This window comes from Streptomyces roseicoloratus (assembly GCF_004117935.1).
Classification (GTDB): Bacteria; Actinomycetota; Actinomycetes; order Streptomycetales; family Streptomycetaceae; genus Streptomyces; species Streptomyces roseicoloratus.
Map to the genome: position 1 here is coordinate 15,709 of NZ_SDOY01000131.1, position 11,819 is coordinate 27,527.

The 11,819-nt window shown below is 71.1% G+C and carries 9 protein-coding genes and 2 pseudogenes; 10 read left to right on the top strand and 1 reads right to left on the bottom strand.

From position 1 onward, the window contains the following. Positions 1–120 precede the first annotated feature (120 nt). The 10 genes and pseudogenes from ESG85_RS19315 to ESG85_RS19355 all read left to right on the top strand — a co-directional run bounded on the left by ESG85_RS19315 (position 121) and on the right by ESG85_RS19355 (position 11,246). Positions 121–744, top strand: coding sequence for a hypothetical protein (locus tag ESG85_RS19315; protein ID WP_128980913.1), 624 nt, complete (start codon positions 121–123; stop codon positions 742–744). A 78-nt stretch (positions 745–822) separates the two neighbouring features. Continuing rightward, on the top strand, positions 823–2,988 hold the full coding sequence (locus ESG85_RS19320; RefSeq protein WP_128980915.1) for a multicopper oxidase family protein: 2,166 nt from the start codon (positions 823–825) through the stop codon (positions 2,986–2,988). Between the two features lie 125 nt (positions 2,989–3,113). After that, on the top strand, positions 3,114–4,502 hold the full coding sequence (locus tag ESG85_RS19325; RefSeq protein WP_219825200.1) for a cytochrome ubiquinol oxidase subunit I: 1,389 nt from the start codon (positions 3,114–3,116) through the stop codon (positions 4,500–4,502). 26 nt (positions 4,503–4,528) lie between these two features. After that, on the top strand, positions 4,529–5,542 hold the full coding sequence (locus tag ESG85_RS19330; protein ID WP_164986276.1) for a cytochrome d ubiquinol oxidase subunit II: 1,014 nt from the start codon (positions 4,529–4,531) through the stop codon (positions 5,540–5,542). A 774-nt stretch (positions 5,543–6,316) separates the two neighbouring features. After that, a complete protein-coding gene (locus ESG85_RS19335) occupies positions 6,317–7,861 on the top strand; it encodes a peptide MFS transporter (RefSeq protein WP_128980920.1) in 1,545 nt (514 codons plus the stop codon). A gap of 103 nt (positions 7,862–7,964) precedes the next feature. After that, a pseudogene (locus tag ESG85_RS19340) lies at positions 7,965–8,362 on the top strand (transposase); the annotation flags it as partial. 17 nt (positions 8,363–8,379) lie between these two features. After that, positions 8,380–8,520 (top strand): hypothetical protein, encoded by a 141-nt coding sequence (locus ESG85_RS35045; protein WP_164986277.1) that lies wholly within the window; start codon positions 8,380–8,382, stop codon positions 8,518–8,520. A 106-nt stretch (positions 8,521–8,626) separates the two neighbouring features. Next, positions 8,627–9,412, top strand: coding sequence for a DUF4253 domain-containing protein (locus tag ESG85_RS19345; RefSeq protein ID WP_246095159.1), 786 nt, complete (start codon positions 8,627–8,629; stop codon positions 9,410–9,412). A 37-nt stretch (positions 9,413–9,449) separates the two neighbouring features. Next, positions 9,450–10,293, top strand: a pseudogene (locus ESG85_RS19350) (IS5 family transposase). Between the two features lie 72 nt (positions 10,294–10,365). Next, a protein-coding gene (locus ESG85_RS19355; protein WP_128980922.1) for an IS5 family transposase occupies positions 10,366–11,246 on the top strand; the annotation gives its coding sequence in 2 pieces (ribosomal slippage) (positions 10,366–10,726 and positions 10,726–11,246; 882 coding nt in all). Between the two features lie 31 nt (positions 11,247–11,277). Here the strand turns inward: ESG85_RS19355 and ESG85_RS19360 are convergent. Beyond that, positions 11,278–11,682 carry a hypothetical protein gene (locus ESG85_RS19360; protein ID WP_128980924.1) on the bottom strand — a complete coding sequence of 135 codons (405 nt, stop codon included), beginning with the start codon at positions 11,680–11,682 and terminating at the stop codon, positions 11,278–11,280. Positions 11,683–11,819 lie beyond the last annotated feature (137 nt).

Sequence of the window (11,819 nt, forward strand, 5' to 3'; positions counted from 1 at the left end):
GCACCTCACCCGCACCGCGCACGCCAAGCACACCGCGCACGACTCCCGCACCGCGCGGAGCACGCACCGCACGCACCGCGCACAGCACGACCAGCACCGCACGAACGGAAGGAACCGACGATGACCACCCAGGAGAAGACCTTCGACGGCGCGCTCGGCGCGGTCACCACCGGACTGCTCAAGTTCGTCGGCGGCGCGTCCGAACTGACGCTGGCCGCCGGACCCAAGGACAGCGAGCACCTCTACCAGGGCAGCTTCTCCGGTCTCGTACCGGAGATCGACACCACGGCGGGCGTCGTCACCGTCCGCTACCCGCGCCGGCTGCACCCGTTCTCCGTCCGCCGCCACAGCGGCAGCCTCACCCTCCACCCGACCGTGGCCTGGGCGATCGAGGTCGACGGCGGCACCGGGCGGCTGACCGCCGACCTGTCCGGCCTCGTCCTGACCCGGCTCGACCTCGGCAGCGGCGCCAGCCACGTCTCCATCTCGCTGCCCCGGCCGCGCGGCACCGTGCGGATCCGCGTCGCCGGCGGCGTCAGCAACGTCAGCCTGCGCCGGCCCCAGGACGTCGCCGCCCGGATCGCCGTCAGGGGCGGCGTCTCCCAGCTGACCTTCGACAGCCAGCACCTGGGCGCCGCCGGCGGCGGGGCCACCTTCGCCGGACCGGCCTACGACTCCTCCGAGGACCGCTACGACATCGAGGTGCTCGGCGGAGCCAGCGCCCTCACCGTCGACCGGGCCTGACCCACCACCCCACCCGTCGAGGAACCCGCCCGAGGGCCGTGAGCGCCCCCGGGCACGTTCCACTGATCGGAGCAAGGAATGTATCTCGCGATTTCCATTTTCGACTTCATCGTCTCGTTGGTGCTCTTCCCGGTCTGGCTGCTGGCCGCGCTCACCGTCCGGCGACTGGGCACCCGCCCGGACACCAGGCGGCTGCGCCGCGGCGCCCGGATCGCCGTCGTCCTCACCGTGCTCGGTTTACTGCTCGCCGCCGGCCGGCTGCTGACCTTCTCCTGGATGGCCGGCATCAATTGGGAACTGGTCGGTGACCGGCGCGTCGTCACCACCCTGCTGCTGCTCCTGCCCGGGGTGCTCGCCACCCTCGTGCTGAGCCTGCCGAAGGTGTGGTCGGCGGCCCGGCGCAGCGGCCCCGAGGAGCCCAGGGCCCTCGCCGCGCCGCGCGTCACCGTCCCGCCGCAGCTGGCGGCGTTCGGCGCGCTCGGCGGCTTCTTCGAGAAGTTCCTGCCGCCGGACCGCCCCGTCGCGCTCAACTACCCCGTCTACGGGCTGATCCTGGTCGCCGGCGCGAGCTGGCTGATCCTCCGTGGCCGCCGCCGCGCGGAGCGGATCGCCGGCGGCACGACCGCCCCGCGGGGCACGCGCGGCCGGCGGATCGCGGTACGGCTCGGCACCACCGTCGTCGTCCTCGGCGTCGTCGGCACCCTGCTCACCCTCGAGTCCCAGCGCAGCCGCTTCCCCGACACCTTCTCCATGATGAAGGGCACGATGGACTACGGCGGCGGCACCGTCTTCGCCGCCGAGGGCCACGACGGCCACGGCGCACACGCCGGACACCAGGGCTCCGCCACCGGCACGAACGCGAACACCCACGCCCTCGGCGTCCACGGCAGCGGCCACCCCGCCGGTCACTCCGCCGGCACCCCGGCCGCCGCCCCGGTCAGCGTGGACGCCCTCAAGGGCCCGAAGACCGGCACGCCCGACCGCCGGTTCACCCTCACCGCCCAGGAGGCCAAGGTCAGGCTCTCCTCGGGCCGTACCGTCGACGCCTGGACCTTCAACGGCCAGATCCCCGGGCCCGAACTGCGCATGAAGCAGGGCGAGCTCGTCGAGATCACCCTCGTCAACAAGCTCAAGGACACGCCCGTCAGCACCCACTGGCACGGCCTCGACGTCCCCAACGGCGAGGACGGCGTCGCCGGCGTCACCCAGGACGCCGTCCAGCCCGGAGGCACGTACACCTACCGCTTCCGCGTGAAGGAACGCGGCACGTTCTGGTACCACTCCCACCAGTCGTCCTCCGAGCAGGTGCACCGAGGCCTGTTCGGCCCGATGGTCATCGACCCCGTGGAGCAGCCCCGGCCGGTCGACCAGGACGTCACCGTCCAGGCCCACACCTGGGACACCTCCCAGGGCTCCGCGACCGCCCTCGGCACCTCCGACACCCTGGAGCACCGCACCGCGCGCCCCGGCCAGAAGCTGCGGCTGCGCCTGATCAACAGCGACGTCCTGACCCGGACCTTCACCCTCACCGGCGTGCCGTACACCGTCACCTCGATCGATGGCATGGACATCAACCAGCCCGGTGAACTCACCGACCGCCGCCTGGTGGTCGCCGGCGCCGGACGCCTCGACGTCGAGTTCACCATGCCGGACACCCCCGTCCGGCTGGCCTACGAGGACTCCCCGAAGGCGGGCATCGCCTTCTCCGCCGACGGCAAGGGAACCGTCGAACCCCGTTTCGACGGCGACGAGTTCGACAAGACCACGTACGGCAAGCCCGGCTCGCAGCCCTTCGGCCCGCGCAGCACGTACGACCGCACCTTCAACCTCGTCCTCGACGAGTGGCTGGGCTTCTACGACGGCACCTTCGCGCTCCGCCAGACCATCAACGGCCGGGTCTTCCCGGACGCCCCGATGCTCATGGTCAAGGAGGGCGAGCTGATCCGCGTCCGCTTCCTCAACCGGGGCCAGGAGGACCACCCGATGCACCTGCACGGACACCACGTGCTCGTGCTCAGCAAGAACGGCAAGCCGCTCACCGGCAGCCCGATCTGGCAGGACACCGTCCTGGTCCGCCCGGGCGAGGCCTGGGAGGTCGCCTTCAAGGCCGACAACCCGGGCATCTGGATGGACCACTGCCACAACTTCACCCACGCCCAGCTCGGCATGGTCATGCACCTCGCGTACGAGAACGTCACCACGCCGTACACCGTCGGCGGCAAGTCGGGCAACCGCCCGGACTGACCCCCGGCTCCCGGAAGAGGCACAGGACTCACCGGAGAGACACGGAACCGCACCGAGGGAGGCCGGCCGGACCGGCGGGCCTCCCTTCGCCGTACCCGAACCCGAGAGGCAATCCCGTGGACGACGTGCTGGTACTCGCACGCCTTCAGTTCGCGATCACGGCCATCGCACACTACGTCTTCGTCGCCCTCACCCTGGGCCTCGTCACCTACCTCGTCGTCATGCAGACCCGCTGGGCCGTCACCGGCGACGAACGGCACCGCCGCCAGACCCGCTTCTGGGGCCAGCTCTACCTCGTGAACTACGCCCTCGGCATCGGCACGGGCATCGTGATGGAGTTCCAGTTCGGCCTGGTGTGGAGCGGACTCACCCACTACACCGGCAACGTCTTCGGAGCCCCGCTCGCCATCGAGACCCTCGTCGCCTTCTTCGCCGAGTCCACCCTCCTCGGACTGTGGATCTTCGGCTGGGACCGGATGGGCCGGGTGGCGCACACCGTCGTCCTGTGGCTGGTCGCCCTCACCGCCTGGTCCTCGGTCTACTTCGTCCTCACCGCCAACGGCTTCCTCAACCACCCGGTGGGCTACGAGATCGTCGACGGCCAGGTCAGGCTCACCGACTTCACGGCCCTGCTCACCAACACCAACGCCCTGTCGGCGACCGCGCACATCATGGCCGGGTCCATGGTCACCGGCTCCTTCTTCGTCATCGCCGTCAGCGCCTGGCACCTGCGCAGGCGCACCGGCCACGAGGAGTTCTTCTGGTCCTCGATGAAGCTCGCCCTGCCGCTCGCGCCGGTGTTCGTCGCGCTGACGGCAGCGCTCGGCGGCGTACAGATCGGCTTCTCCGTGGAGCAGACCCCGACGAAGTACGGCGAACGCTCACCCGAGACCGCCGCCGTCGTCCGCGGCTTCACCGAGCGCTTCGGACCCGGCGACTACCTGCCGCCGGAGATCAGCCGCACCGCCGAGGTCCTCATGGTCATCCCGGCGCTGTTCATGGGCGCCCTGACCGTCCTCGCCGTCCTGTTCATGGTCAAGCGCAACCTGATCCGCCGCAAGGTGCTGCTGTGGCTGCTCACCGCGGCCCTCGTCCTGCCGTACCTCTCCAACGTCTCCGGCTGGGTCTTCCGCGAGGTGGGCCGGCAGCCCTGGGCGGTCTACGGCGTGCTGAAGACCGAGGACGCGATCACCCCGGGCCTCACCTCCGGCACCGTCCTGACCTCCCTGCTCGTCTTCGGCGGCCTGGTCGCCCTCCTGGTCCTCGTCGACTGGGCGCTGCTGCTCCGCTTCGCGCGCCGCGGCCCGGACGCCACCCAGCTGGGCCGGGCGCCGGAGGAGGACGGCGAGGACCGGGACGGGCCGGGCGGGGGAGCCGGGAGAGCCGGGGGAGCCGGGGGCACGGGGGGAGCCGGGGAAGCGGGGGGAGGCTCGGGCGTCCCGGGTCAGACCACCGCACCGGGCGTGTCCTCGTCGCCCACGTCCCCCTCCTCGCCGACCATCCGCACCTTCTGATCGCGCCGAGCGCACTGGAGTTCACCGTGTGGCACATCGTCTGGTACACGTTGCTGGGACTGCTCCTGGCCGGCTACCTCGCCCTCGACGGCATCACCCTCGGCACCGGGATCGTCGGCCGTGCACTGGCCCGTGACGAGGCCGAGCGGCGCACCGTCGCCGCCGCCACCGGCCCGTTCTTCCTCGGCAACGAGGTCTGGCTGATCGCCGCGGGCGGCATCGTCCTGGGCGGCTTCCCCGGCCTGGAGTCCAGCGTCATCAGCGGGCTGTACCCGCTCGTCGTCCTCGCCGTCGGGGCGCTGCTGGTCCGGGAGGCGGCGACGCAGTTCCGGCGCCGGGTGCCCGGAGCCCGCTGGCGTGGCTTCTGGGACGGCCTGGTCCTGCTCACGTGTCTGCTGCTCGCCCTGACCTGGGGCGCGCTCGGCGGCGCCCTGCTGGGCACGCTGCCGCTGCGCGGCGGCCACCTCGACATCGACCCGAGCCTGTTGCTGCGTCCCGTACCGGTCCTGTCGGCCCTCACCGCGGTCGCCGTGTTCGCCCTGCACGCCACGGTGTTCCTCGCGGTGCGTGCGGCCGGCCCCCTCGCGGAGCGCGCCGTGTCGGCCGCCGGCCGCCTCGCGCCCGCGGCGGCGGGCCTCGCCGTCCTCACCGCCGCGGCCGCCGTGGCCGACGGGAACGCACGCGACGGCCTGCTCAGTCCGCTGCCCGCGGCCCTGCTCCTGCTCGCCGCCGTCGCCGCCCTGCTGCTCGCGCCGCGGCTCGCTGCCCATGGCCGCCGCGGCCTGGCGCCGCTCGCCAGCGGCTTCGCGGCCCTGGCGCCGGTACTGATCCTCGGCGCCGCCCACTACCCGCAGGCCCTGGTCAGCGGCGCCGGCCCGCACGAGAACCTGTCGGTCGCCGAGGCCGCCGCCGACCCGTCGACGCTGGGCGTCGTCGGCCCGGTGGTACTTTTCGTCCTGCCCGTACTGCTCGCCTTCCAGGCGATGCAGTGGTGGGCCTTCCGCGGCAGGACGGACGACCGCTCGCCGGCGTACTTCTGAGTCCCGGTCCCGAGCCGTGGCCCCGAGTCCTGGTCCTGAGTCCTGGTCCTGAGTCCTGATCGCGAGGCTGGTCCTGAGCCCTGATCCCGAGGCTGGTCCTGACTCCTGATCGCGAGGCCTGATCCCGAGGCCTGCTTCCGAGTCCTGGCCCCGAGGCTGGTCCTGACTCCTGATCGCGAGCCCTGGCCCCGAGTCCTGGTCCCGAGGCCTGCTTCCGAGTCCTGATCGCGAGTCCTGGCCCCGAGTCCTGATCCCGAGGCCCGCTTCCGATCCCCGTCTCCGAGACGCTGCCCCTGACGAGCCGGACCCGAGCGAGCTCCGAGGACGGCCGGGTTTCCTTCGGGGAGAGGGAAACGGCTCACGGAGCGCATTCCCGGAGCGGCCCCCTGGAGCGGATCCCCGGAGCGGAACCCCCAGCGGTTCCCGGGCGTCCCGGGCCCTCCGGGAGGACGGCTCGCGGAGACCGGGGTGCGGCCCGGCGCCCGCCGCCGTACGACTCCCGCGCTCCGGCCCGTCCCCTCGACCCGCGGCGCCCGGTACATCCCCCGGCCGGGCGCCGCGCGCACTCCTCCCACCGCGACGGCCACCGCCCCCTGCCACGCCCTGCCGTCACGCGCCGCCCGGCAGTTCCTCCCGAGCGATCCTCGAGCCGTCCCCGAACCCCTGCGGCCAGATTCACCGGACGACCGACCGACCGACCGTCACACGACAGTCCCGTGACCGTCCCCCGTCCGTCCGACGGCGGTACAGCCGCACGCCCGCAGGGAGGAACCCATGGCCGCCCCGATCCGACCGCCCGCCGCCGACGCGCGGCCCGAGCAGCCCGGCAGCGACCGGCAGACCGGCACCGCCCCCCAGCCGCGCGACGCCGCCCGGCGCACCGGACTCCTCGGCCGGCCGCGCTGGTTCACCACGCTCTTCCTCACCGACGTCTGGGAGCGCTTCAGCTTCTACGGGATGACCGCGGTCCTCGTGCTGTACGCGACGGAGGACACGGCGAGCGGCGGCCTCGGCCTCGCCGCCGGCGACGCCGGGATCCTGTTCGGCGCGTACATGGCGGCCGTCTTCCTCTCCTCGCTGCCCGGCGGCTGGATCGGCGACCGCATCCTCGGCACCCAGCGCGCCGTCCTGTACGGCGGCGTGCTGATCGCCCTCGGCCATGTGTCGATGGCCGTGCCGGTCACCGGCTCCGTCTACCCCGGTCTGCTGCTCATCGCCGGCGGCACCGGACTGCTCAAGCCCAACATGGCCGGACTCCTCGCCGCGTTCTACGACCGCGAGGACCGCGCCGGCCGCGACGCCGGCTTCGCCGTCTTCTACATGAGCGTCCAGGTCAGCGCCCTGATCTCGCCGCTCGTCGTCGGCGCGCTCGGCGAGGGCGTGAACTGGCACCTCGGCTTCGGCGTCGCCGCCCTCGGCATGGGCGCCGGACTGCTCCAGTACGCCCGCGGCATCCGGCACTTCGGCGAGATCGGCCGCGCGCCGGAGCGCGCCGCGACGCCCGCCGAACGCAGCCGCGTGCTGCGGGTCGCGGTCGCCGCCGTCACCGTGGTAGTCGTCGCGTACGGCACCGACATCGCCCTCGGCACCTTCCGGATGCCGCACGTCATGATCCTCGTCGGGCTGCTCGCCGTGGCGTCGCCGGCGATCTGCTTCTGGCGGCTGCTGCGCAACCCGCTCCTCACGGCCGTGGAGCGGGTCCGGGTCCGCACGTACATCTGGCTGTTCCTGGTCTCGGCGGTGTTCTGGGCGCTGTTCCTGCAGGCCGGCTCGGCGTTCTCGCTGTTCGCGAAGCACTCCACCGACCGCGAGGTCTTCGGCCGCACCCTGCCCGCGAGCTGGTTCCAGTCCGCGATCCCGCTGTTCGTGCTGATCATCGCGCCGGTGTTCGCCTGGCTGTGGACCCGGGCGGGCGACCGGCTGTCGACCGCGGCCAAGTACGCCGTCGGCATGGGCGCGACGGCCACCGCGTACCTGGTGATGGCCTCGGCCGCCACGCTGGCCGCGGACGGCGCCCAGGTGTCGCCGCTGTGGCTGCTCGTCGCCTTCCTTCTGCTGGCGGCCGGTGAGGTCTCCTTCGGGCCGGTCGGCATGAGCGCCTCCACGGCGATCGCCCCGGCCACCTTCGTGAGCCAGATGGTGGGCCTGTTCTGGCTCTCCGGCGCCCTCGGCGGCGGCATCGGCGCCAACGCCCTGAAGGTCTCCGGCGACCGCGTCCCGGGCCCCGGGTTCTTCCTCGGCCTCGCCGCCGCGGCCCTGGCGACCGGCGCGGTCCTCCTCCTGCTCCGCCGGCCCCTCACCCGCCGCCTCGGCGTCTGAGAGGCGGGTTCGTGAGCCTTTGACAGGTTCTGTCGTCGCCTGATGGTGTGGGGGCAGGGCGGAATCTGCCGGTCCGTAGCCGCTCGTCTACTGGTGTGATGATGTGAGTGAACGCAAGCCGTACCCCAGCGACTTATCGGACGAGCAGTGGGCGTTGATCGAGCCGGTGATCACCGGGTGGAAGTACCGGCACCGCTCGGTCAGCGGCCATCAGGGCGCCTACGAGATGCGCGAGATCGTCAACGCGATCCTCTACCAGGGCCGGACCGGCCGCCAGTGGGCCTGCCTCCGGCACGACCTGCCGCCCAAGAGCGCGACGTACTACTACTTCGCCGCCTGGCGGGACGACGGAACCGACCAGGTCATCCACGAGCTCCTGCGCTGCCAGGCCCGTGGACGGGCCCGCCGATGAGAGGACCCGCCCTGGTGGTGCTGGACACCCAGAGTGTCCACGCGGCCGCCGGGGTCCCCGCGTCCACGACCGGCCGGGACCCGGCGAAGCCGCAGGCGGTGGCAGCGTGAACGTCAAGCCCCTCCTCGACGCGCTCGGCCTTCAGGAGGACGCCGCCCGGACCATGGCCGACGACCTCCGCACCCAGATCGAAGAACTGCACGGCCGGCTGCGGGGGGCACCGACGGAAGTCGCTGACGAGCGGTGACAGAGCTGCTACAGCTAGGGCGATTCGTTTGGATCACCGATGGCGGAGGCGTCCCTTGGGCCCTGCGGGCAGCCGCGCTGTCAGCACCACGGTCTACGGTGCGACCATGTCGTTTGTCCTGCCCGATGGTCTGCCTCCGGGCCGGTTCCTGTCTTCCGGTCCCGCACGCGTGTGGGTCTCTGACGAATTTCCTCAAGACGTCGATCAGCTGTGGCCTCGCCTGCTGAGCGAGCAGAAAGCCCGTCGCCTGGTTCCGCTCCTGTGCTGGCCCGATGCCCTGGGAAGGCCGCTCGGCCTGGACCACGTCGATGCCGTCCGCCTGGAGGAGGTGCTGGCCACGGACTTCGCCGAGTACCGGCGCAGGAGGCTGCCCTTCTGGACGGACCCGACACCGGCCCCAGCGCCTGAGGGAGTCGAACCATGGCCACACGACCCCGGGCCGCCCTTCGAGCAGTGGCCGGGCCTGGCACCGCAGATGCCGGCTGCGTCCGCAGACCCGAAGCCCGAGGAAGCGGCGGCAAGCCTGCTGTCTTGGTTCATCGAGACGGGGCGGTTCGGGCTGGACGAGTGTCGACTCATGCTTGTCCCTGCCCGTCGCGGCAGCGATGCTCTGGCGTCGATCGGCTGGTCTGCGGAGGCACCGCTGCCTCTGCTGTGTGCACTGCTGCGGAGCTGGGAGGACCGCTTCGGCGCCCGGATCGTGGCGGTGTTCGGCAGCGAGCTGCACGTGTCGGTCGCGAGGCCGCCCGTCGAAGCGGAGCACGCGAACCTGCTCGCTTTGGAACACGTGCTCTCGACCGCGAACAACATCATCGACGACCCGCCCACACCGTTCCCCGAGTACGCGATGGACCTCGTGGGACGGACTCGCTGGTCGTTTTGGTGGGACTAGGCATGACGGCCGTGCTGCCTGCGTCGTTGGTGCGGGTGTGCAGTTGACTGATGCCCAGTGGGCGAGGATCGAGCCGTTGCTCCCGGACCGGACGCCGAAACGTGGGGCCGGCGGAGAGACCATCGCGAAGTGATCGACGCGATCGCCTGGAAGTTCCAGACCGGCTCGCAGTGGGTCCACCTGCCGGCGAAGTACGGCAACTGGCGAGGCGTCTACAACCGGCTGCGGATGTGGGCCGTCGACGGCACGTGGGAGCGGGTCTTCACCGCGCTCATCGCGCAGGCCGATGCCGAAGAAGACCCCAACTGGGCCGTCTCGGTCGACTCCACCATCGTGCGCGCTCACCAGAACGCGGCCGGGGCCCGCAAGAAGGGGCCCCGGCCGGCGAGCCCGACGACCACGCCATCGGCCGGTCCCGCGGCGGACTAACCACGAAGATCCATCTCGCATCCGATGCCCGCTGTCGGCCTCTGGCCTGCTATCTCACGGCCGGACAGGCCGGCGATGCGCCGGCCTTCCCTCAGGTGATGGCCCGACTGCGAGTTCCGCGTCGACGAGGACGGCCCCGCACCAGGCCAGACCTGGTCCTCGCCGACAAGGCGTACTCCTCACGCGCGATCCGCGACCATCTCCGCAGGCGCGCGATCCGCGCGGTGATCCCGATCCCGGCCGATCAACGCGGTCACCGGCTTCGTCGCGGAAGTCGCGGCGGCAGGCCCCCGGCATTCGACCGCGAGGCATACAAACAGCGGAATACGGTCGAACGCTGCATCAACTGCTTGAAACAGTGGCGAGGGCTCGCGACCCGCTGTGAGAAGACCGCGACCATCTACCTGGCCGGACTCCACGTCGCGGGCATCTTTCTCTGGTCTGCCCGGTGATCCGAACGACAGGCCCTAGGCAGTGTCCGGCGGATCACGTGACTGTCGTATTACCGGATCGTTGTTCCCGGTATGGGGCGGGGCGATCTGACGAATGCCGAGTGGGACCGGTTGGAGCCGCACCTGCCGGCGTCGGGGCAGCGTGGCGGCCGCTGGAGCAATCACCGCAGGGTGATCAACGGGATTCTGTTCCGAGTTCGGACCGGGATCCCGTGGCGTGATCTGCCGGAACGCTACGGCTCCTGGAAGACCGTTTATGAACGGCATCGCCGCTGGTCGGCGGACGGAAGGTGGGACCGGATACTTCAAGCGGTCCAGGCTGACGCCGATCTGGCGGGCCGCCTCGACTGGGGCATGGTCGGTGTCGACTCAACGTCCTGTCGTGCTCACCAACACGCGGCCGGAGCCCGCAAGTCCAGGCCGCGGATCCCGAAAAAAGAACGACGCCCCGGCACCACCGCCCCGATGAGGGTCTTGGGCGGTCCCGGGGCGGCCTGACGTGCAAGATTCACCTCGCTGGCGAGGGCGGCTGTCGCCCCCTGGCTCTGTTGATCACGCCGGGCCAGTGGGGTGACGCCCCGCAGATGATCGAGGTCCTGAACCGGATCCGCGTTCCACGACCGCTGGGTGGACGGCGGCGTACCCGGCCCGACCACGTGAGCGGCGACAAGGCATACAGCTCCCGCCGTAATCGCAGCTACCTGCGAGGACGCCGCATCAAGCACACCATCCCGGAGCCGAAGGACCAGCGAGCCAACCGCCAGCGACGGGGCAGCCAGGGCGGTAGACCAACACGCTTCGACCGTGAGCACTATCGGCGTCGCAACGAGGTCGAACGGACTATCAACCGGCTCAAGAACTCCCGTGCCGTCGCGACCCGTTACGACAAACGGGCCTACGTCTTCCACGGAACCGTCACCGCAGCAACCATCCGACTATGGCTCCGCCCGTGATCCGGAGGACGGCATGGAGGGGCGGAAACGCTCAGCGCGCGTCGAATGCCGCCTGCAACGCGTCCTCCGTGGGAGCTATGACAACCGCGCTTCCCTGAAGCTCCGCAGGAAGGTGACGACGCTCCGTTTCGTGGAAGATTAGTGCTGCACCGTCCTGGGGAACGATGGAGGCTCCGAGGGCTGCGGCCAGCCGGGCGAGAACGCCGAGCATCGCGCCACGGGCAAAGTGCGTCGCCGTCACGCACGGCATCCCGCTTTCGCCGTGGGACTCGTGATACAGGTCCGCCTCGCCCCCGTCCTCTGCACGGAGCTGGGAGAAGCCCTCCTCCGGACCGCCCGCCACTACGTACGGCTCCGTCACATGCCGAAACTGTTCGGCGTCCAACGCGACAACCTCGCTGTCTACGAACCGGAGCAGGAAGATGCTGTAACTCACGGACACACTCTGCCATCGTCATGATCCGCCGGACAGCGCCTAGGGCCATCCCACGTTGGTGGAGATCGTTTCCCATGTTCCTGGCGTACTGCGTGGTGCTTACGGCGTAGCTTCGGGGCAGTCGGCTGGGACCCATG